A 19,290-nucleotide genomic window follows, 5' to 3' on the forward strand; every position below is an offset into this window, starting at 1 on the left:
GCAGCGCGAAGCTGTCGCCCGTTTCGGTGAACGGTCGGGAGTGCTTATTCAGCGGCGTCAATGAGAGCCGACATTTCCGCAACGCTCATTTCCCCAGCGTAACGCTTTCCATTGATGAAGAAGGTCGGGGTGGAATCCACGCCGAAATCCTTGGACGCTTTTTCGCGCGTGGCGTTCACTTCATCCAGAAGCTTCTGGTTCGTCAAGCAGGCTTCGAAGCTCTGCTCGGAGAAACCGGCGAGTTTCGCCATTTGCAGGAGTGCGGCGCGGCCGTCTTCTGCGGTCGCCCAGGTCATCTGGCTCTTGAACAGCGCCGACACCATCGGGAAATACTGTTCCTTCGGCGCACAACGGGCCAGCATGATGGCGGCGGCGGCGCGGTTGTCGAGCGGGAATTCGCGGAGGATGAACTTCACCTTGCCGCTGTCGACATATTTCTGCTTGATCTCTTCGAAGACCGAATTGTGGAAGCGGGCGCAATGCGGGCAGGTCATCGACATGTATTCGACGATCGTCACCTTGGCGTCGTCCTTGCCGAGCGACACTTCCGGCAGCGGACCGGGCGCCATGAGCTTGGCGAGCTCGACTTCGCCTTCCGACTTGGGCAGTTCGACGGGCGTGGTGGAGGCCGTGGTTTCATGGCTCACGGCGGGCTGAGCCGGGGTCGTCGCGGCGGGCGCGGATTGCGCGGTCTCCGTCTTGGCGGCGGGCGCGGCCGTCTCGGCCTTCTTCTCGTCGCTGCAGGCGGCGAGCGCCAGGCTCGCGGCGGCCAGAAGCGCGACGGACATGAGGCGCGGCGACGCGCTCTTGAACAGGTAGGACATGAATGCTCCTCGAAAAGGCCAATGTGGTATTGTCGATATACCGCAGGCTCTTACGCCGCAAGTATGACGGATGGTCCAGCGTTCAAACAAATGTGAGGCGCGGAAGAGGCATCTCGTCGCCTCGGCAAGGGTTGAAAGGCCTTGGGCGCTCGTGAGGACAAGGGTATGATATCGCTCAAAAGGGGGCACATCCCATGGCAGCCAGACAATCACTTACCGTCAGCCTACCCGCCGATATGGCGGAGATGATCCGTGAGAAAGTCGCCTCCGGCGAATATGACGGTGAAAGCGCCGTGATCGAAGAGGGACTCCTCACTCTCTCCGAGCGCGACGAAGCGTTGGAGACATGGCTGAGGGACGAGGTTGCGCCGACGGTTAAAGCTTTCGATGAAGGCGCCATCGGCACAGTGTCGTTGGACGAGGCGTTTAGACATTTTCACGATCATATCAGACAGATCAGAGACAACACTCTAAAAGAGTCATCCCCAGATACAACAAACCCCGCTTAACGCGGGGCTTGTGGACCTGACAATATCTAGGCTGTCTCGCAGCTTGTCATCGCCGAATGAGGAGCCTGCCTAGCAAGCTAGGTCTTAAAGCCCGATGACCGGGATACGTCACAGATATAGGTTATTCACCAGTCTTTATCAAGGCGCCGAAGCCCAGCGCATGAAGCACCCCCATCCGTACTGCGGCCAAATCGCTGCCGCTGGCCGAAGGCGTTTCCCATTTGCGACGACCGACCTTGAAGCCGTTCAAGCGAGACCGTGCAATGTTCATGATCATGTCGCATTTCGCCCAAACCGGCAAAGCGTCATCCTCCAAGGGATGATAATTTTTGGACAGTCGAACGACGAAAGGCAGGTTATGGGCGGGTGCAGTGGTGCTCAGAGGGACGACGGTGACAATCTCGCTTCTGTGCGGCAACCGTGGCGACACGATGATGACAGGTCGTGGCTTGACCATCTCCGGCGGCTGAAAGCCTGAGAAATCACATACGAGAATTTGACCAGATCGTGGGTAGAAGCTTATCGGCACCGGAGACCCTTTTCCTGAGCGTCACAGGAGGGATTGGGATTGGCATCGACGTCGATGCGAGGTGCAATCCCGTGAGGATCTTATAGAAGTTGTAACATGCAGTATAGAGCCTGAGTGCTAAGAACAGTTTTCCGGTCTATTGAAGTCGCAAAACAAGCGGTTTATTGGCGACTATAACCTTACCTCACTTCCCTCGCCGCCCCATCACCCCGCGCCCCAGCCGCTCCAGCGCGGCCTTCAGCTTTTCGTTGTCGATGTCGCCAGTGAGGTCGGAGAGTTTCGCCTGCTGGTCGCGGGTGAGCGGCCGAGGCTTCGGGCGATGCCGGTGGGTCATGCTGACAGGCTTCTGCACGATCCGCACCTGGCGGATGGCGGGGTAGCCGAAGAAGCCGTTGATGCGCTGGATGAGTTCGCCCTGGGCGTGGGCGAGAAACAGCGCGCGCGCCCCTTCGCAGGCGATGGTCAGCACCCCGGGCTCGACGCCGCCGGCGTCGCCATAGCGATCGGCGTTGGCGCGCGGCCAGGTGATCTTTTCCGGCCGGGTGCATTCGGCGAAATCGGCGCCGGCGATCTCGTCCCACGAGCCGATCAGCGCGGTGTTGATGCCCGCTTTGCGGGCGAGCACCGGGTCGATCAGCCGGTTGGCGGCTTCGGCGATCTGAAGCGCGCCTTTTCTTTGGAAGGAAGACATCGTCTCTTCGGGCCCGTGCGAATAAGTGTTAGAGAATCATAGCTTTCATCGGCCGCGGCGGCAACCGCCGGGGTCCGTGTATAACGGCCGGCGCGGCAAAGCGTTGCCGGCCGCGACAACGGGATCGACAGACACACATGCCGGAACAGCCTGACGCGGCAAGCCTTCTCGCCTGGTATGACCGGCATCATCGCGACCTGCCCTGGCGGGTCTCGCCGCCGATGCGGCAAAAGGGCGTGACGCCCGATCCCTACCGGATCTGGCTGTCGGAAGTGATGCTGCAGCAGACCACGGTGCAGGCCGTGCGCGCCTATTTCCTGAAATTCCTCGAACTATGGCCCACGGTGAATGAGCTCGCCCGCGCCGACAATGAGGATGTGATGAAGGCCTGGGCGGGGCTCGGCTATTACGCCCGCGCCCGCAATCTCAAGAAATGCGCAGAGGCGGTGGCCTTCGAGCATGGCGGCGTGTTTCCCGATACGGTGGATGGTCTGCGGGCGCTGCCGGGCATCGGAGATTACACCTCCGCCGCCGTCGCCGCCATCGCCTTTGATCGCCGCGCTTTGGTGATGGACGGCAATGTCGAGCGGGTGCTGACCCGGCTTTTTGCGGTGGAAGATCCGCTGCCGGGCGCCAAGCCGAAATTGAAGGCGCTGCTCGACACGCTGACGCCGGAGGAAAGACCCGGCGATTTCGCCCAGGCGATGATGGATCTCGGCGCGACCATTTGCACGCCGCGCCGTCCCGCCTGTTCGCTCTGTCCCTGGCGCGACGCCTGCAGCGCCTTTGCCGAACATGATCCCGAAACATTTCCCGTCAAGGCCGCCAAGAAGGCCAAGCCGGCGCGCAAGGGCGCGGCCTTCGTGGCAGTCGACGCTAAGGGGCGCGTGCTGCTGCGCAAGCGGATCGACAGCGGCCTGCTCGGCGGCATGACCGAACCGCCCGGCACCGGCTGGACCGCCTCGCGCGACGGCGAAGACGCAGCCGAGGCCGCGCCCTTCGCCGCCGACTGGCGTCTATGCGGGGTCGTTACTCATGTCTTCACCCATTTCGAATTGCGGCTCACCGTCTACAGGGCCGATCTCGACGCCGCGCCTGCCACGGCCGATGGTTGGTGGGAGCCGATCGCGACGCTTGCCGATCAGGCTTTGCCGACCGTCATGAAAAAGGCGATCGCCGCCGCTATACCCGACGCATTCAAGCCCAAGAGGAAACCGCATGTCCGCTGACACGTCCCTGCCAGAGATTCGCCACATCGTCTTCGATATCGGCAAGGTGCTGATCCATTACGATCCCAACCTGCCCTATGCGCGGCTGATCCCGGATGCGGAAGAACGCCAATGGTTTTTCGAGAATGTCTGCACCCATGACTGGAATGTCGAGCAGGATCGCGGCCGCACCTGGCTTGAGGCGGAAGAATTGCTGCTCGAAAAATTTCCCGACCGCGAAGAGCATATCCGCGCCTTCCGCCAATACTGGCATGAGATGGTGCCGCACGCCTATGAGCGTTCCGTCGCCCATCTCGAGCGCTTCATCGCCGAGGGCCGCGACGTCACGCTGCTCACCAATTTCTCCGACGACACATTCGACCAGGCGCAGGTGATCTTTCCGTTCCTCAAGGCGACACGCGGCGTCACTGTGTCGGCGCGGGTGAAGCTGATCAAGCCCGATCCCCGGATCTATGACAGCCACACCAGGACCTTCGGCCTCGACCCCGCCGCCACGCTGTTCATCGACGACGCGCTTGCCAATGTCGAAGCCGCCCGCGCCTATGGCTGGAACGCCATTCATTACGTCGGGGCTGATGAGTTGGATGTGGAACTGGGGCGCTATGGGCTGATGGGGTAGGATCAAGGCGCGACACGAGTATATGAAAGACCGATAGGCGTTTGGATCGTCGCAAAGTCGCTCCATCTCTCATGCTGCATTGCAGCAACAATCTGCCTCGCCCCCATTTCCAAAGCGGCTGGAATGAGATAGCTATCCATATAACAAGACTGTGAATTCCGCCGGGAGGGGTCGGAATGACCAAATGGGTCTATGCTTTTGGCGGCGGCCGCGCCGATGGGCGCGCCGATATGCTGGAGAAACTCGGCGGCAAGGGCGCCAATCTCGCGGAGATGAGCGCGATCGGCCTGCCCGTGCCGCCCGGCCTGACCATCGTGTCGGAGGCCTGCGCCTTCTATTACTCCAATGGCCGCGCCTTTCCGGATGGGTTGAAAGCCGCCGTGGTCGAAGGACTGCAGGTGGTCGAGCGGCTGACCGACCGCAAATTCGGCGCGGCGAAGCGTCCGCTCCTGCTCGCCGTGCGCTCCGGCAGCCGCGTCTCCATGCCGGGCATGATGGACACCGTGCTCAATCTCGGCCTCAATGACGAGACCGTCGAGGCGTTGGCCGAAGATTCCGGCGATCCCCGCTTCGCTTGGGACAGCTATCGCCGCTTCATCGAAATGTATGGCGGCGTCGTGCTCGGGCTGGGGCACGACATTTTCGAAGAGATCCTCGAAGACGAAAAGGCCCGGCTCGGCCGCGCGCTCGACACCGACGTCACGGCCCCGGAATGGCGCGGCGTGGTCGCCCGCTACAAGGAGATGATGGACGAGGAGCTCGGCGAGAGCTTTCCGGAAGATCCCATGGCCCAGCTCTGGGGCGCGATCGGCGCGATCTTTTCGAGCTGGATGAACCCGCGCGCCATCACCTACCGGCTGATGCACAACATCCCCTCCGACTGGGGCACTGCGGTCAATATTCAGGCCATGGTGTTCGGCAATCTGGGCAATGCCTCGGCCACCGGCGTCGCCTTCACCCGCAATCCTTCGACGGGGGAAAACGCGCTCTATGGCGAATTCCTGGTCAACGCCCAGGGCGAGGATGTGGTGGCGGGTCTGCGCACGCCGCAATCCATTACCGAAAGATCCCGCATCGACACCGGTTCGGAAAAGCCCTCGCTCGAAAAGCTGATGCCCGAGGCCTATCGCGACTTCGTCTCGGTCTGCCATCGGCTAGAAGCGCATTACCGCGACATGCTCGATCTCGAATTCACCATTGAGCGCGGCAAATTGTGGATGTTGCAGGTTCGCTCCGGCAAGCGCACCGCCAAGGCGGCGCTGAAGATCGCCGTCGACATGGTGGAGGAGGGGCTGATCTCCGCCGAGGACGCGGTCGACCGCATCGATCCGGCCAGCCTCGACCAGCTGCTGCATCCGACCATCGACCCCGCCGCCCGTCGCGACGTGATCGGCTCGGGCCTGCCGGCTTCGCCGGGCGCGGCTTCGGGCGAAATCGTCTTCACGTCGGAAAGCGCGGTCGCCGCCGAGAAGGAGGGCCGCAAGGTCATCCTCGTCCGCACCGAGACCAGCCCCGAGGATATTCACGGCATGCACGCCGCCCAGGGCATTTTGACGACCCGCGGCGGCATGACCAGCCATGCGGCGGTGGTGGCGCGCGGCATGGGCCTGCCTTGCGTCTGCGGCGTCGGCTCGCTGCGCGTCGACATGCGCAATCGCGAATTGATCGCGCCGGGCGTCAAGCTGAAGGAAGGCGACATCATTTCCATCGACGGCTCCTCGGGTCATGTGCTCAAGGGCTACCAACCGATGCTGCAGCCGGAGCTGTCGGGCGATTTCGAACGCATCATGGCCTGGGCCGACCGCATCAGGCGCATGCGGGTGCGCACAAACGCCGAGACGCCGGCCGACGCCCGCGCCGCTCGCGCCTTCGGCGCCGAAGGCATCGGTCTTTGCCGCACCGAGCATATGTTCTTCGAAGGCGACCGCATCGCCGCCATGCGCGAAATGATCATCGCCGAGACGGTCGACAAGCGCCGCGCCGCGCTCAACAAGCTCCTGCCGATGCAGAAGGATGATTTCGTCGAACTGTTCGAGATCATGCACGGCCTTCCCGTGACCATCCGCCTGCTCGATCCGCCGCTGCACGAATTCCTGCCGAAAAGCGAGGAGGAGATCGACGAAGTCGCGGCCACGCTCGGCATGGAGCCGATCCATTTCCGCGAACGCATCGAGGCGCTGCACGAGTTCAACCCGATGCTCGGCCATCGCGGCTGCCGGCTGCATATTTCCCATCCGGAAATCGTGGAAATGCAGGCCCGCGCCATCTTCGAAGCCGCGGTCGAGGCCGCCCGCAAGACCGGGGAACCGGTCGAACCTGAGATCATGGTCCCCGTCGTGGGCCTCAAATCCGAGCTCGATTACGTCAAGGCCCGCATCGACGAAGTCGCCCGTTCGGTGATCGCCGAAAGCGGCCTCAAGATCGCCTATCTCGTCGGCACCATGATCGAATTGCCGCGCGCCGCGCTGCGCGCCCATGTCATCGCCGAGGTGGCCGAATTCTTCTCCTATGGCACCAACGACCTGACCCAGACCACCTTCGGCATGTCGCGCGACGACGCCTCGAGCTTCCTGCCGACCTATATGCAGAAGGGCATCATCGAGCGCGACCCCTTCGTCAATCTCGATTTCGACGGCGTCGGCGAACTGATCCAGATCGCCGCCGAACGCGGCCGCCGCACCCGACCGGGCCTGAAACTCGGCATCTGCGGGGAACATGGCGGCGATCCCGTCTCGATCAATTATTGCGAACAATGGGGCCTGGACTACGTCTCCTGCTCCCCCTTCCGCGTGCCGATCGCCAAGCTCGCGGCGGCGCAGGCGACGATCAGGAACGGGAAGAAGCGGTAGGGTGCTGAAAGAGCGTGGTGTTGCCAATCCGAGCGCGTTGACGTTAATCTTGGGCGTCCATGCTCGACCAAAGAGGCGCGCCATGCAACCGCTGAGCTACAAAGGATACCAAGCTTCCGTCGAGTTCGAAGACGGGACGCTGTTCGTCAAGGTTCTGCATCTCGACGATCTCCTAATCGGCGAATGCGACGCGGCCAGCGATGCGCCGAAAGTGCTGGAGGATCTGGTGGAAGCCTATCTGGCCGATTGCGCCGAAGCTGGCCGCGAGCCGTCCAAACCCTTCAAGGGCAGTTTCAACATCCGCATTCCGCCGGAGCTTCATCGAAAGGCGGCGATGCGAGCGGCGGAAAGCGGTCTGTCCTTGAACGGCTGGGTTCAGCAGGCGGTGGAGGAGAAGGTCGAAAAACCGGCTGCCGATGTCAGCGCGGCGGCATAAACTCAGATCCAGCGTCGCGTGCGTCCCTCGCCGAAGCTAGGCCGCGCGACACGTCATGGGCGCAGTTTCTCCCGCGCGCGCTATGCCGTCAGGATCGACCCCGCCGGTTCCTTGGAGTTGTTCCCAGCATCCGGATCGCCACGAGATTGGCATGTCGTCGTCCGACAATCCAGTCACTGTCGCGGCTTTATTGAAATTGCACAATTCGCAGGCCGTGTGCATCGGGGAATTGAAGCGTAAGATGCGCAAGCCGTCGATCCGGTAGCACTGTCTGCTTCGCGGTCAGCACGCCGACCACGTGCAAAGCGACGTCTCAGCCCGCTGGCATTGGCAGCCTTTAATTCAGAAAATCTCCGACCCGCCTGCACTTTTCCTGAAAATTAACCGCTTTCGAATCAATATTTCGCGGCTGTGCGTCAAACCTTTGCGGCGCATTCGCGGCCTCGGAGTTCTTCCGGACGAAGTTCGAACAATGCGGAGCAGATTGAACTTTCCGCATCCCTTGGAGACCCTGATGTCCTCGCCTTGCTGACGCCTTTCCCTTTTCATCCGCCTTATACGCCGCACGCTTTTTCATTGTTCATTTGAAGCTCGAAGTCTCTGAATTATCGAGCATTTTTACCGGTGCACCCCCATGACCCTCTTTCATTCCCTGCGCGGCCGCCTGCTCATTCTCACCGCCCTCGGCTTCACCATCGGCCTCGTCGCCGTCACGTTGGCGGGATCTGCGCTGATGGCGGCGTCGAGCCGGGCAGACGCCGCAGCCGCCGCCCAGGGGCTGTTGCGGGAATACGCCAACGCGATCCGGGGTGACATCAACCGCGCCGCGGGACTCGCCAAACAATTGGCGACGACCGCGCAGGCGCTCGCAGCGTCCGAGACGAAGAGCCGCGATGATCTCGGTCGCGTGGTCACGGGTCTTGTGGATGACAATCCCGACCTCCTCGGCATGACGCTGGTGTTCGAGCCGAATGCGCTGGACGGCCGAGATGCGGAATTCGTCGGCCATCCCTATGCCGAGGCCAATAGCGGCCGCTTCGCCACCTATATCTACCGCGACGACAGACGCGACATCGCCGTCGAGAAGCTCGACATGACCGATCCGGCGGCCGAGGTCTGGTATGTCGGGCCGCGCGACGCAGGCCGCCCGCTTCTGACGCCGTCTTACAGCGATACTGTCGGCGGCGTGGAGACGCTGTTGACCACCATCGCCACGCCGATCAAGCAGAATGGCAAAGTCATCGGCGCGACCGGCGTCGATTTCGCGCTCTCGCATATCTCCGCGATGATCGGCGCGCTCAAGCCGTTCGATACCGGATCGGTGGCCTTGATCGACGGCGGCGGCCAGTGGCTGGCCAATCCCGACCAGAAGCTGTTGGGCAAGAAGGCCGATGATCCCTCCGTGGTCCAACTGGGCGACCTCGCCCGACGCGAAGGTGTCGCCGAGCGGATTCTCGACAATGGCCTCTATCAAGCCGCTATTGCCGTGACGTTTCCCGGCATCCAGGAAACCTGGCTTCTCGTTCTCTCCGCGCCTGAAAGCGCCATGGTGGAAGGCGCCACAACCGCCCGCGACCAGATGCTGCTCATCGCCGCCGGCATCCTGGCGGCGGCCCTGATTGCGGCTTTTGTCGCCTCGACCCAATTCGTACGACCGATCGAACAGATCACCAGCGTGATGCGCCGTCTCGCCGACAGCGATTTCGCCATCACGGTGCCTTTTGTCATGCGTCGCGACGAAATCGGCGGCATGGCGCGCTCGGTCGAAGTCTTTCGCAACGCCGGCATCCGCAATCGGGATCTGGAGGCCGACGCTCAGGCGAGCCGCGAGCGCGCCGAGAAGGAGCGCCTCGAACTCCAGCGCCTCGCGGAAGCGCAGGCGGAGGAGCGGCTGAACCAGGCGACGGCGGCGCTGGGCCACGGCCTGGGCCGCCTGTCCGCGGGTGACATGACGTGCGAGATCGCCACGCCGTTTTCATTGCAACTCGAACCCTTGCGGCAGGATTTCAACCGCTCCGTCCGGCAGTTGCGCGGCGTGCTCGCGGATGTCGCCGCCTCCGTCGCCATCGTCACCAGAGGCGCCCGTGACGTCTCGGCGGCGTCTGACGATCTCGCCCGGCGCACCGAGCAGCAAGCCGCCTCGCTCGAGCAGACGGCCGCCGCGCTGGAACAGATCACCGCCAATGTCAAATCGACGGCGACCCGCACCAGCGAGGCGCGGACCACGGTGCATGGCGCGCGCGCCAAGGCGGATCAATCCGAACAGGTGGTGGGCGACACCATCGCGGCGATGCAGCGGATTGAAAGTTCGTCGCAGCGGATCGGGCAGATCATCGAAGTGATTGGCGCGATCGCTTTCCAGACCAATTTGCTGGCGCTCAACGCCGGCGTCGAGGCCGCGCGCGCCGGCGACGCCGGACGGGGCTTCGCCGTCGTGGCCCAGGAAGTGCGCGGTCTCGCACAGCGCGCCTCGGAGGCCGCCCGCGAAATCCGTCAACTCGTGACGGATTCGGCATCGGCGGTCGGGGAGGGCGTCAAGCTGGTGGGCGACACCGGCGGTTGCCTGTCCGAAATCGCCGATCTCGTCATCTCCGCCAATAGTCACATGGAGGCGATCGCCATCGCCTCGCAGGAGCAGTCGACCGGCGTGTCGGAAGTCAATGTGGCGGTCAACCATATGGATCAGGGCACGCAGCAAAACGCCGCCATGGTCGAGCAAATGCGGTCGGCGGGATCTGCTCTGGCGCTGGAAAGCGTGCGGCTGAGCGAGCTCCTCTCCCAATTCCAGGTCGAAGAAGGAGCCGCAGCCGCGAGAAGGGCGGCCTGAGGCGCTGCGTCGTCCTCGCCGCGGCGGCGTCAGCTTCTCGGCCGCGCCACCCAGATGCCGGCGAGGATGATCGCGCCGCCCACCGCCTGTAGCGGCGACACCGGTTCGCCCTGCAACAGCCAGGCGAAGCCCGCCGCCACCACGGCTTCGAGCAGGATCACCAGCGAGGAAAACACCGTCGGCAGCCGGCCGAGCGCCACCGACAACAATCCCTGGCCGCCGGCATGGCTGACGAAGGCGAGCGCGAACAGCACGCCCCAGCCGAAGCCGGTCTTGGGCAGAATGTCGCCCTCGATAACAATCGCGGCCGCCAGCAGCACCACGATGGTGACGATGCTCATTTCAAACGTCACCCGAGCCGCGCCGGACCCCTTGCGGGCCGCGCCGACGGCGAGGAAGTAGAGGCCGAAAAACACGCCGGTGCCGATGCCCAGCGCATCGCCCAGCATATGGGCGGGGTTGATCGACAGGCTCTGATAGACCAGCGCCCCGCCGCCGAACAGGCAAAGCGCCAGCCCGATCAGCGTCGTCTTCTCCGCTTTGTGACGAAACAGCAGCCAGCCGAAGATCACCACCCACAGCGGCGCCATGGTGGCGAAAAAGGTGGCGTTGGCGATCGTGGTCTTCATGATGGCGAGATGCCACATCAGGAGATCGCCGGCGAAAGCCAGCCCCGAGAGCAGGATCGGCAGCGACCAGCTCTTGCCCTTGCCGCCGGCTGCGCTCTTCTCGTCGGCCTTCATCCAGGCATAGAGCACCGGCAGCGCCAGGAAGACGCGCCAGAAGGCGCTGGCGAGCGGCCCGACATCGGCGAACCGCACCAGGCTCGGCGAAATGCTCATGGCCAGCGCCGCGGCGATCATGGCGGTGAGGCCGATGGAAAAATCCGCGCGGCGGCGGTGGGGATCTGCGGGGATCGAGGTCATGGGACGTGCGTCGCTTCTGGCGCGAGAGGGCGGGACTGTCTGCCTCTATCGCGACGCTGTCCGGGGCGCAAGCATGGATCAGTCGGCGATCTTCTCCAATACGCCGACGAAACTCTCCGCGAAACTCTTGAGATGGTCGAGCTCCGTATCGGGCGGGGCGACGCGCGCATCCATGGCGTCGTCGGAAAGGAAGACGAAGGCGAGCTTGGCGGCGTCGGAGCCGGCATAACGGATCCGGACCGCCGCGACGCGTCCCTTGCCGCCGGGCTTGTCGGCATGCGGCAGGTCGAACAGGAATTCGCCGTCGAGCGGCAGAAGCGCCGCCTTGACGGCATCCGAAAACAGCGGATGGCTTTCCAGCAGCAGGTCGATTGTCAGCGCCAGTTCGGTAAACTCGATCGGTTCGGGCGTCCTGGTGGTCGGGCCGTTGATCGAGGCGGGCGCCGGCAGGGCGAGGCTATCAGACAGTCGCATGTCGTTCTCCTGTTCGTCGTCCCCACCGTGAGGCACCCTTCCGGCAAAGCTGGGCGGATTTGAGGCGCCGCGTCGCCGGAAGGTGGGGAGGAGATCGACGCAGCCATTGCCCGATGTGTCGAAACCGCCTATGTCGAAATCCTTGAGAAGCAGCCTTGGACGATCCAGTCGAGGAGCCCGAATGCCGGTCCGGTATGAACGCCCAGTGTCCCAATCGGCCTATTCCGCCCGCCGTCTCGCCCTGTATTCCCTGTTGTTCTTCGTGGTCGCTCTGGTGCTGCACCGGTTCGGAAGCTTCGAAACGCCGCTGTTTCTCGCGGTGGCGACCGTCGCCGTCACCGTCACCCTCGCCGCGACCGCGATGGCCTGTGTCGGTCTCGCCATGCTTTGGCGGCATGGCGCGCGCGGTGGCGCGGCCTCCGCCCAGGCCATTCTCGTCGCGCTTCCCATTCTCGGCGCCGCCGGCTGGATCACGCGCGATTACCTGCAGTCGCCGCCGGTCTACGATGTCGCCACCGATCTTGGCCGGCGTCCGCAATGGCTGACGGATGTCGAGGCCGATCAATCCTGGCTCGGCCCGCGCCTGCCGGTGGGCGAGGCGGACCGGCTTCTGCAGCAGGCGAGCTATCCCGGCTTGACCGGCCGCCGCTACGAAGGCGGGCTCGACCGCGTCTACGCCGCCGCCCGCCAGGTGGCGCTCGACATGGGGGTTCGGATCGTCGCCGAAAAGGGCGGGCCGAGCGACGATCTCCGGGCGTTGCCGTCGGGCCGGACCAACGAACCGGCCGCCGACGCGCTCGACGTCGTGCCGGTTCCTGAGCCGCGGCCCGATCTCGAAGAATTCCTTGCCGCCGCCCAGCCGCAGGACGCCCTCATCCAAGGCGCATACCGCACGATGGTCTTCGGCTTCCGCCAGGATATCGTCATCAGGCTGCGTGAGGAAGAGGAGACGACGCTGGTCGATGTCCGCGTCGCCGCCCGTTATGGCCGTCACGATCTCGGCGGCGGCGCGGCGCTCATCTCCGCCTATCTGAAGGCGCTGGACGCCGCCCTTCTCGGCCTCGCCGGCGGCTGAGGCTCACAACGAATTGAGAAGCGCGAATTCCCGTCCGGCCGATCGCAATTCCGGCTTGATCTCCGAGGGGCGTTCGAGAAGCCCGTTCACGACCGCGTAGAAGGCGGTGGGCGTCGCCGCTCCACAGATGTCGTCGGCCACATGGAGCGCGTCGCCGCTCAGCCCGGTAAAGACATCGCCGGAAGGTCTCGACTGGAATTCCGGTTGGAAGGCGGCGGCGAAGGCGCCGCCGCGCCACCGCGCGAACGCCGTCCGCAAGGCCGCCGATATGATCTCGAAGTCGTTCTTGTCGGCGAAGCCCCGGCAATAGGCGGCGCAGGCGCGGGCGAAATTGACCTCCCAACCCGGCTCCATCGCCACGCCATGCGCATGCGCCAGCCACATCTGCACCTGGCCCACCGCCGCCGGCAGGCCGAGCGTGGTGGGGAAGGGAAAGTCTGAAAGCCAGGGGTCGCGATCGGTCTCGCGGCCCGTTTCGCGGTCGAAGCGATCATGCGCCTCGCGCAATTTTCTCAGATCGTAAAGCGCCGCCGAATTGGCCTCGGGACAGGCGCCGAAAGTGGAGAAGGGCCGCGTGCAATAGACGAAGGCCTCGCCCTCGGCCGCCGTCTTCAGCGCCGCGTCGTAATCGACGATCGGATGGCCGAACCAGACGTCGCCGAACCGCTTGCGGATGCGATTGAGCAGCCGCCGCGACAGCGCAGCGTGATAGATCGAAAAGCCGCTGACGATGGTGGCGGAGGCGTCGGCCCAGCCGAAGGCGCGGCGGCGCACGAACCAGGCGGGCATGTCGTGAAACGTCGCCTTCACGGGCAGCCGCACGGTGTGCCGCGGCGTCTCAAGCGTTCGCCAGCCGTAATGGAGATTGGTCCAGGCGAAGGCGTCGAGCCCCGGCTTCAGGGCCTCGGCCAGTTTCAACGCCTCGACGAGATCCGGATCGATCTGGTCGTCGTCGCCGATGACGCTCACCCAGTCGCCAACGGCGGCATCCACCGCCCGCTCCCAGTTTTCCTGCATTGACAACACGCGATCCGCCGACGGGAGGAAGGTGACGCGCGGATCGGGCCGGGCGGTGACAAAGGCGGCCATATCCTCGGCGTCGTCGGAATTGTCGGCCAGCACGAATTGCACATCCGCGCGAGGGCTCGCGAGAAGCGACAGTATAAGCTCCTTGAAATAGCGCTGCCGGTTCCGCGAGGGAACGCAGATGGACAAATAGGGCGTGGTCAAGCCTTAGCTCCGGATCCGGTCTCGCTCCGGGTCTAGCGCCCGCGCCTTTCCCGAGCCTTGATGAGATCAGGCGGGTCGGTAGGCGCCTCTCAACAGCGGCGGGCCATCGGTGACGACGGCGCCCTTTTCGACGAGGTCCTCGATATGGGCGAGCACCGACAGCGCCGCCGCGCCATGCAGCCGCGGATCGGTGTCGCGATAGATCGCCTGGACCATGTCGGGAATCAGCCGGTCGCCCAGCCGGATGCGCTCCAGCACAGCCCGTTCGCGCATGCGCCTGTGGGTGCGCAGTCCCCGGCAGAAGGCGAGGGGATCTCTGACGGGACTGCCATGGCCGGGCAGATAGATCCGGTCGTCGCGCAGGAGCAGCCGGTCGAGCGAGGCCATGTAATCGGCCATGGCGCCGTCCGGCGGCGCGACGATGGAAGTCGCCCAGGCCATCACGTGATCGCCGGAGAACAGCACGCCCTCGGCGTCCAGCGCAAAGGCCATGTGATTGGCGGTATGTCCGGGCGTGGCGACGCCGCTCAACCGCCAGCCGTCGCCCTCGATCGTTTCGCCATCGCCGAGGATGATGTCGGGCGAGAAGTCCGTGTCCGAGCTTTCCGCGAAGGGATTGGTCTCGCCGTCATGCAGCGGCCGCGCCGGCCGATGCGGCCCTTCCGCCACAATCAGCGCCCCGGTCGCTTCCTTCAGCCGCCGGGCGAGGGGCGAATGGTCGCGATGGGTGTGGGTGCAGAGGATATGGCTGACCGGCCGGCCGGCGAGCGCCGTCATCAGCGCCTGAAAATGCGCGTCATTCTCCGGGCCGGGATCGATGACCACCGCGGTGTCGGCGCCGACGATATAGCTGTTGGTGCCATGGAAGGTGAAAGGCGAGGGATTGTTGACCGTCACCCGCTGGACGCCTGACGCCACGGGCACGGCCTCGCCATGGCGCGGCTCGAAGGCGCGGTCGAACTCCGCTGTGTCCATGCTCACTTATACTCGATCTCGATGAAGCTCATGAAGCTGTCGCCGCGATTGACGACATTGTGCTCGACGCCGGCCTCGCGGCGATAGACCTGCCCCTGGGCGGCCTCGACCTCGCGGGCGCCGTCCTTGTCTTCGATCAGGAAATGACAATCGGTCATCGGCACCACCACATAGCCCATGCCGTGCACGTGATGGCCGGTGTCGGCGCCGGGGACGAAATCCCAGCGCGTCACGCGCACCACGGCGTCGTCCAGCAGCACGGTGGGTTCGGCGGGCGGGCGGGCTCTGAAGGTCGACATCGGCGGCTCCTGAAGGGAAGAGGCGAAAAGGCAGTAGGCAATAGGCAATAGCCAATAGGCAAGAGGTAAGAAACACAAAAAGCAGGCGATGGAGGTTCCTCTCCATCGCCCGCCTGTCTGCTCGCTACTGCCTGCTATTGCCTACTGCCTGTTATGCCGCACGGCGCTGATGCTTGCCTTCCTCGACTTCCTCGACGAACTTGGCGACGAAGGCGTCGAGATCGCCGGGATTGCGCGAAGTGATGATGCCCTGGTCGGTGACGACCTGGCTGTCTTCCCACTGGCCGCCGGCATTGACCACGTCGGTCTTGATCGACGGATAGGACGTCACGCGGCGGCCGCGCACGGCGCCGGCCTCGACCAGCAGCCAGGGACCGTGGCAGACGGCGGCGACCACCTTGCCGGAGGCGACGAAATCCTTGACCAGCTTGACGGCCTTTTCGTCGGCGCGCAGGATATCCGGATTGATCTGGCCGCCGGGAATGACCAGCGCGTCGAATTCCTCGACGCGGGCGTCGGCCACCGTGAGGTCGACGTCGACGGTGTCGCCCCAGTTCTTTTCGTCCCAGCTCTTGATCGGCTCTTTCTGGAGCGAAACGATCTTGACGTCGGCGCCCTTGGCCTTCAGCTGTTCGAGCGGCTTGCGCAGTTCGGAACGCTCGTAGCCGTGAGTGGCGAGAATGAGGATGCGGGCGGAATTGATCGAAGCCATGGGCTGTTTCCTTTCCTTGAAACGGTCTGATCTCAGGGCGCCGATTCGGACGCCCGGCGTCGGGATCGACGCCATGAACTGCGCCGCAATGCGGCGCCGGAACTCATGCGAAACGATGCGGCAAGATGCTCTTCATCCTGCTCGGATGTCCGGCCCGGCTGAGAGCGCCGCCGCCATTCATTCGTCGCTTCGCCTGGGAAGAAGTCCTGAGCCGCCGCTTCGTTCCGCACGAAGCGCAGAAAACCGTGCGCGCGTCTCGAGCGACGCCTCGTTCCGCGCCGGAAAATCTCCCCAAAAAATCCTGCCGACCCGATTGCGGCGCGGCGCGGGCTTTGCTAATCAGGCCCCACTTCGCCGGCCCCGACAGTTGGACCGGCGCTGTTGGGGCGTCGCCAAGCGGTAAGGCACCGGTTTTTGGTACCGGCATTCCCAGGTTCGAATCCTGGCGCCCCAGCCATATCTATATAGATCAATAAAATCAACAAATTAGCGGTGACGCAGAGATCGCAACCGGAACAGTTTTCCGGCATATAAAAACGGAACGTTTGCCGAGATAGCGAATCGGATCGATACCCGCTAAAGGTGTTGCGTTGCTACAGCTATTCTTGAGGGCGAAACAATGGAACTGAAGGCGTTCGTTAAGGCTGCGTTGAATGACGTGATGGACGCGGTTCAAGAAACCATTGAAGAGCGCAAGGTGGCCGGTAAGCACGGCTATATTAATCCGAAAACGCATGATCCTGATGAGATGGAAATCGATACCATCTCCTTCGATGTCGCGATCTCTGCTGGCACCAAAACGCAGGGCGGCGGCGAGGCGGGTCTTGAAGTCTTCTCGGTCAAGATCGGCGCGAATGGTAGCCGAGAGCATGAATCCTCAAATGTCAGTCGGATACAGTTTACCCTCGGCGTTTCATGGCCGCACACGCATGTTCTTGATGCAAAGAAGCTCATAAGAGCCAATTAAAAATCTTGCTTTAGAAATCTCCTAGAATAATCCAGAGGTAGTTATGGACTTTGTAGGAATAATGACAATTGCCGGTCAAACACTTGGCATAATCAAAGATCTACGTGACGTTGAACGTGACTTTGATGCCGCAAGCTACAAGTCTCAGATGACGGAGTTATACAACAACGTTTCTGAGTTGCGGATGGCGCTAACGGATGCGCGCGAGGAACTTCACGCCAAAGGTCGTGAAATCGAAGAACTAAAGTCAAGGATTGCGTCTATGCAGTCCGGTGAGCAGTGCGCTATATGTGAAGAGGGACGGCTTAAGGTTACGGCATCGGTCGCCCATCCCCATTTTGGAATGCTTGGCCATCAGTTGCGGACGGTCACGTGCACGAATTGCGGCCACAAAGAAGAACGTCACTACAGGCCGGAATAAACCCGCCGATCTTCACCGGCGGGCTTCGTTGTCAAAGCGCGAAGCGCTTCAGACTTTCCTCAACATCAGGCGGCAAGGTCACGCCGCGCTCTCTGACCATCTGCGCATAAATACGCATCTCCCGAATTGCCTCAATAAGATGCGGCTCCAAATCAGGAACGAAGCGCAGGCGGGTCCGCAATCCTTCGATCATTTCCTGATGATCTTCCGGCTGAAGCAGCCGCTTGGACATGAGGTCTTTGCGATCTTGAATGAGCGCATCAACGGTGTCCCGCATGATTTTGGTTAGATCGGCGGCAGCGGCGACTTTCCCAGCCATTACGCGGCCTCCCTTTCGTCTTCAGCGATAGCGCGGTAACGCGGGTTGGCTTCAGCTTCATTGGCGGCTCGCTGCCACGCGCGGTGCTCTTCCGGCGAGCAAGTCTCTTCATCCGGTTCTTCCGGCATGATGATGGCAGTGTGCTTCACTTCCGCAAACTTGCCGCGAAGAAAATCGAGGTCCAGAAGATAGCCTTTCAAATCCTCGATAAGCGTATCAAGCTCTTCGGCGGGGCTATCGGTCTTGGAAAGCTGATCAGCGACATATTCAGTGAAGTCGCCAATCCAGCCATAAGCGCCGGTCGTGATGAGGGAGCAATTAGGGTCAATTTCGCCCTTCAGCGTTGCCGAGCCAACCTTGATTGACGTCTGAATAGTGGTGCTGAGGAATTGCGCCCAAAGCTCCTTTTCGGTGAGCGTTGCGACGGGTGCGGTAGTCGTGCTAAGAGTCGTCATCTGGTATCTCCTTGTGATGACATTGCAGATAGACGCGCCGTCCAGTTTTGCAGGCCGAGCCGGTCGCGTCGTTGAGGTCCAGACAACGCATAGCGATCACCGGCGAGTTGATGCTCGTCGGTTGATTCGTCTGCGCTGTTGGGATTTCCCAGCTCTCACAACCAACGTTGGTTTTGTAGCTGGTTTCTTCAGGAATAAGCTAATTCTGTCGTGTGCGTGTTGCTAATCTGCAACGGCGCTATTTAGGCCGGCTACTTTCCGGCCATACCCCCGCCTGAAGCCCGAGCGCCATCGTCAACATGCTGCGCAGTTCATCCTTGTAGGCGGCAAGCATCTCCCCGAGCCTACAATCAAGCAGGTGATCAAGCAGCCGGGCGTAATCCTCATCAGGCACGTAAACATCATCCATCTGTTTCCCTCCGATTGGTGACAAAGAGAATCTTGCTGATTTGGGGAATCGCGTCAATGCCTGATATTGGAAAATATGCAACAAATACAGATAGTTAAGTCACTGGTGACTGATCTTTGAGCGAGCTAGTCAAGTCGCAAAAATTGTGGTGAACTGCAAATGCAGTTCTGCGGTGCATACATGGGGGATACTATGCCAGCGATCATTTTCTTGCTCTTTGCCATTCTGATTGTCCTGATCGGCGGCCCGCTGCTGCTATTCGGGGTGATCGCTGTTCCGGGGTATCTGTTTTGGGCCTCAGGAGTGATCCAGTTCGTTGTGTGGTGCTTCCTGCTAATGGCCGGTGCGGCACTCGCGTGGCTGATCAAGGGCTTCGTTTCGGACTTAAGGCACCGCGCACCGCAGATGTTAGACAAAGATGGCAGTTACTCGCCCGCCTATCTGGCAGAAATGCAGCAGCGCACGGAAGAATATAAAAGAAAGAATGGTTTAGCCTGACGATGGCTCTTCCAAAC

General features: G+C 62.5%; 22 protein-coding genes and 1 tRNA gene. 11 read left to right on the forward strand and 12 right to left on the reverse strand.

Features of this window, described 5'->3' with window-relative positions:
- Positions 1-44: 44 nt before the first annotated feature.
- Complete coding sequence (locus OCK01_RS12695; RefSeq protein WP_263824223.1) at positions 45-824, reverse strand: DsbA family protein; 780 nt, start codon at positions 822-824, stop codon at positions 45-47.
- A 194-nt stretch (positions 825-1,018) separates the two neighbouring features.
- Between OCK01_RS12695 and OCK01_RS12700 the strand changes: the two genes are divergently transcribed.
- A complete protein-coding gene (locus tag OCK01_RS12700) occupies positions 1,019-1,333 on the forward strand; it encodes a type II toxin-antitoxin system ParD family antitoxin (RefSeq protein ID WP_263824224.1) in 315 nt (104 codons plus the stop codon).
- Between the two features lie 121 nt (positions 1,334-1,454).
- On the opposite strand, the gene OCK01_RS12705 is transcribed toward OCK01_RS12700, so the two are convergent.
- Together OCK01_RS12705 and OCK01_RS12710 are read right to left on the reverse strand one after the other, a co-directional pair.
- Positions 1,455-1,862, reverse strand: a complete 408-nt coding sequence (locus OCK01_RS12705; RefSeq protein ID WP_263824225.1) for a type II toxin-antitoxin system PemK/MazF family toxin — start codon at positions 1,860-1,862, stop codon at positions 1,455-1,457.
- Positions 1,863-2,046: 184 nt separating this feature from the next.
- Entirely contained in the window at positions 2,047-2,553 is a 507-nt protein-coding gene (locus OCK01_RS12710) for a DUF721 domain-containing protein (RefSeq protein WP_263824226.1), read from the reverse strand.
- Positions 2,554-2,690: 137 nt separating this feature from the next.
- On the opposite strand from OCK01_RS12710, the gene mutY reads away from it, so the two are divergent.
- The 5 genes from mutY (at position 2,691) to OCK01_RS12735 (ending at position 10,513) form a co-directional block, all read left to right on the forward strand.
- On the forward strand, positions 2,691-3,782 hold the full coding sequence (gene mutY, locus OCK01_RS12715; protein WP_263824227.1) for an A/G-specific adenine glycosylase: 1,092 nt from the start codon (positions 2,691-2,693) through the stop codon (positions 3,780-3,782).
- Positions 3,772-4,401 (forward strand): HAD family hydrolase, encoded by a 630-nt coding sequence (locus OCK01_RS12720; protein ID WP_263824228.1) that lies wholly within the window; start codon positions 3,772-3,774, stop codon positions 4,399-4,401. The genes mutY and OCK01_RS12720 overlap by 11 nt, the downstream gene beginning before the upstream one ends.
- A 176-nt stretch (positions 4,402-4,577) precedes the next feature.
- Positions 4,578-7,250: a pyruvate, phosphate dikinase gene (gene ppdK, locus OCK01_RS12725; protein WP_263824229.1), complete on the forward strand. Its 2,673-nt coding sequence runs from the start codon at positions 4,578-4,580 to the stop codon at positions 7,248-7,250.
- An 82-nt stretch (positions 7,251-7,332) separates the two neighbouring features.
- Entirely contained in the window at positions 7,333-7,686 is a 354-nt protein-coding gene (locus OCK01_RS12730; protein ID WP_263824230.1) for a type II toxin-antitoxin system HicB family antitoxin, read from the forward strand.
- Between the two features lie 634 nt (positions 7,687-8,320).
- Positions 8,321-10,513, forward strand: a complete 2,193-nt coding sequence (locus OCK01_RS12735) for a methyl-accepting chemotaxis protein (protein WP_263824231.1) — start codon at positions 8,321-8,323, stop codon at positions 10,511-10,513.
- 29 nt (positions 10,514-10,542) lie between these two features.
- Here OCK01_RS12735 and OCK01_RS12740 read toward each other — a convergent pair whose 3' ends face one another.
- Positions 10,543-11,439 (reverse strand): DMT family transporter, encoded by an 897-nt coding sequence (locus tag OCK01_RS12740; protein ID WP_263824232.1) that lies wholly within the window; start codon positions 11,437-11,439, stop codon positions 10,543-10,545.
- A 78-nt stretch (positions 11,440-11,517) separates the two neighbouring features.
- Positions 11,518-11,913, reverse strand: a complete 396-nt coding sequence (locus tag OCK01_RS12745; RefSeq protein ID WP_263824233.1) for a hypothetical protein — start codon at positions 11,911-11,913, stop codon at positions 11,518-11,520.
- A gap of 181 nt (positions 11,914-12,094) precedes the next feature.
- Between OCK01_RS12745 and OCK01_RS12750 the strand changes: the two genes are divergently transcribed.
- Positions 12,095-12,988 (forward strand): DUF1499 domain-containing protein, encoded by an 894-nt coding sequence (locus tag OCK01_RS12750; protein ID WP_263824234.1) that lies wholly within the window; start codon positions 12,095-12,097, stop codon positions 12,986-12,988.
- 3 nt (positions 12,989-12,991) lie between these two features.
- Here the strand turns inward: OCK01_RS12750 and OCK01_RS12755 are convergent, their stop codons facing one another.
- The 4 genes from OCK01_RS12755 to OCK01_RS12770 form a co-directional block, all read right to left on the reverse strand.
- Positions 12,992-14,218 (reverse strand): glycosyltransferase family 2 protein, encoded by a 1,227-nt coding sequence (locus OCK01_RS12755; protein WP_263824235.1) that lies wholly within the window; start codon positions 14,216-14,218, stop codon positions 12,992-12,994.
- A 66-nt stretch (positions 14,219-14,284) separates the two neighbouring features.
- Positions 14,285-15,193, reverse strand: a complete 909-nt coding sequence (locus OCK01_RS12760; protein ID WP_263824479.1) for an MBL fold metallo-hydrolase — start codon at positions 15,191-15,193, stop codon at positions 14,285-14,287.
- Positions 15,194-15,195: 2 nt separating this feature from the next.
- A complete protein-coding gene (locus OCK01_RS12765; RefSeq protein ID WP_263824236.1) occupies positions 15,196-15,492 on the reverse strand; it encodes a cupin in 297 nt (98 codons plus the stop codon).
- 151 nt (positions 15,493-15,643) lie between these two features.
- Positions 15,644-16,204 carry a type 1 glutamine amidotransferase domain-containing protein gene (locus OCK01_RS12770; protein WP_263824237.1) on the reverse strand — a complete coding sequence of 187 codons (561 nt, stop codon included), beginning with the start codon at positions 16,202-16,204 and terminating at the stop codon, positions 15,644-15,646.
- A gap of 382 nt (positions 16,205-16,586) precedes the next feature.
- On the opposite strand from OCK01_RS12770, the gene OCK01_RS12775 reads away from it, so the two are divergent.
- The 3 genes from OCK01_RS12775 to OCK01_RS12785 all read left to right on the forward strand — a co-directional run bounded on the left by OCK01_RS12775 (position 16,587) and on the right by OCK01_RS12785 (position 17,592).
- Positions 16,587-16,661 (forward strand) — tRNA-Gln (locus tag OCK01_RS12775).
- A 162-nt stretch (positions 16,662-16,823) separates the two neighbouring features.
- On the forward strand, positions 16,824-17,171 hold the full coding sequence (locus OCK01_RS12780; protein WP_263824238.1) for a hypothetical protein: 348 nt from the start codon (positions 16,824-16,826) through the stop codon (positions 17,169-17,171).
- A 43-nt stretch (positions 17,172-17,214) separates the two neighbouring features.
- Complete coding sequence (locus OCK01_RS12785; protein WP_263824239.1) at positions 17,215-17,592, forward strand: hypothetical protein; 378 nt, start codon at positions 17,215-17,217, stop codon at positions 17,590-17,592.
- A gap of 31 nt (positions 17,593-17,623) precedes the next feature.
- Here the strand turns inward: OCK01_RS12785 and OCK01_RS12790 are convergent, their stop codons facing one another.
- The 3 genes from OCK01_RS12790 to OCK01_RS12800 all read right to left on the reverse strand — a co-directional run bounded on the left by OCK01_RS12790 (position 17,624) and on the right by OCK01_RS12800 (position 18,775).
- Positions 17,624-17,911: a hypothetical protein gene (locus tag OCK01_RS12790; RefSeq protein WP_263824240.1), complete on the reverse strand. Its 288-nt coding sequence runs from the start codon at positions 17,909-17,911 to the stop codon at positions 17,624-17,626.
- Positions 17,911-18,366: a hypothetical protein gene (locus OCK01_RS12795; RefSeq protein WP_263824241.1), complete on the reverse strand. Its 456-nt coding sequence runs from the start codon at positions 18,364-18,366 to the stop codon at positions 17,911-17,913. The genes OCK01_RS12790 and OCK01_RS12795 overlap by 1 nt, the downstream gene beginning before the upstream one ends.
- Positions 18,367-18,604: 238 nt before the next feature.
- The gene (locus OCK01_RS12800) at positions 18,605-18,775 is read right to left on the reverse strand and encodes a hypothetical protein (RefSeq protein ID WP_263824242.1); all 171 of its coding nucleotides are present in this window, start codon (positions 18,773-18,775) and stop codon (positions 18,605-18,607) included.
- Between the two features lie 192 nt (positions 18,776-18,967).
- Between OCK01_RS12800 and OCK01_RS12805 the strand changes: the two genes are divergently transcribed.
- Positions 18,968-19,273 carry a hypothetical protein gene (locus tag OCK01_RS12805; protein ID WP_263824243.1) on the forward strand — a complete coding sequence of 102 codons (306 nt, stop codon included), beginning with the start codon at positions 18,968-18,970 and terminating at the stop codon, positions 19,271-19,273.
- The last annotated feature ends 17 nt before the right edge of the window (positions 19,274-19,290 follow it).

The organism is Rhizobium sp. TRM95796 (assembly GCF_025779995.1).
Taxonomy (GTDB): domain Bacteria; phylum Pseudomonadota; class Alphaproteobacteria; order Rhizobiales; family Rhizobiaceae; genus Rhizobium_E.

What these genes read in the sequence shown, in the direction of transcription:
- OCK01_RS12695 (WP_263824223.1), bottom strand. Translation starts at nt 824, where the DNA reads ATGTCCTACCTGTTCAAGAGCGCGTCGCCGCGCCTCATGTCCGTCGCG.
- OCK01_RS12700 (WP_263824224.1), top strand. Translation starts at nt 1,019, where the DNA reads ATGGCAGCCAGACAATCACTTACCGTCAGCCTACCCGCCGATATGGCG.
- OCK01_RS12710 (WP_263824226.1), bottom strand. Translation starts at nt 2,553, where the DNA reads ATGTCTTCCTTCCAAAGAAAAGGCGCGCTTCAGATCGCCGAAGCCGCC.
- mutY (WP_263824227.1), top strand. Translation starts at nt 2,691, where the DNA reads ATGCCGGAACAGCCTGACGCGGCAAGCCTTCTCGCCTGGTATGACCGG.
- OCK01_RS12720 (WP_263824228.1), top strand. Translation starts at nt 3,772, where the DNA reads ATGTCCGCTGACACGTCCCTGCCAGAGATTCGCCACATCGTCTTCGAT.
- ppdK (WP_263824229.1), top strand. Translation starts at nt 4,578, where the DNA reads ATGACCAAATGGGTCTATGCTTTTGGCGGCGGCCGCGCCGATGGGCGC.
- OCK01_RS12730 (WP_263824230.1), top strand. Translation starts at nt 7,333, where the DNA reads ATGCAACCGCTGAGCTACAAAGGATACCAAGCTTCCGTCGAGTTCGAA.
- OCK01_RS12735 (WP_263824231.1), top strand. Translation starts at nt 8,321, where the DNA reads ATGACCCTCTTTCATTCCCTGCGCGGCCGCCTGCTCATTCTCACCGCC.
- OCK01_RS12740 (WP_263824232.1), bottom strand. Translation starts at nt 11,439, where the DNA reads ATGACCTCGATCCCCGCAGATCCCCACCGCCGCCGCGCGGATTTTTCC.
- OCK01_RS12745 (WP_263824233.1), bottom strand. Translation starts at nt 11,913, where the DNA reads ATGCGACTGTCTGATAGCCTCGCCCTGCCGGCGCCCGCCTCGATCAAC.
- OCK01_RS12750 (WP_263824234.1), top strand. Translation starts at nt 12,095, where the DNA reads ATGCCGGTCCGGTATGAACGCCCAGTGTCCCAATCGGCCTATTCCGCC.
- OCK01_RS12760 (WP_263824479.1), bottom strand. Translation starts at nt 15,193, where the DNA reads ATGGACACAGCGGAGTTCGACCGCGCCTTCGAGCCGCGCCATGGCGAG.
- OCK01_RS12765 (WP_263824236.1), bottom strand. Translation starts at nt 15,492, where the DNA reads ATGTCGACCTTCAGAGCCCGCCCGCCCGCCGAACCCACCGTGCTGCTG.
- OCK01_RS12770 (WP_263824237.1), bottom strand. Translation starts at nt 16,204, where the DNA reads ATGGCTTCGATCAATTCCGCCCGCATCCTCATTCTCGCCACTCACGGC.
- OCK01_RS12780 (WP_263824238.1), top strand. Translation starts at nt 16,824, where the DNA reads ATGGAACTGAAGGCGTTCGTTAAGGCTGCGTTGAATGACGTGATGGAC.
- OCK01_RS12785 (WP_263824239.1), top strand. Translation starts at nt 17,215, where the DNA reads ATGGACTTTGTAGGAATAATGACAATTGCCGGTCAAACACTTGGCATA.
- OCK01_RS12790 (WP_263824240.1), bottom strand. Translation starts at nt 17,911, where the DNA reads ATGGCTGGGAAAGTCGCCGCTGCCGCCGATCTAACCAAAATCATGCGG.
- OCK01_RS12795 (WP_263824241.1), bottom strand. Translation starts at nt 18,366, where the DNA reads ATGACGACTCTTAGCACGACTACCGCACCCGTCGCAACGCTCACCGAA.
- OCK01_RS12800 (WP_263824242.1), bottom strand. Translation starts at nt 18,775, where the DNA reads ATGGATGATGTTTACGTGCCTGATGAGGATTACGCCCGGCTGCTTGAT.
- OCK01_RS12805 (WP_263824243.1), top strand. Translation starts at nt 18,968, where the DNA reads ATGCCAGCGATCATTTTCTTGCTCTTTGCCATTCTGATTGTCCTGATC.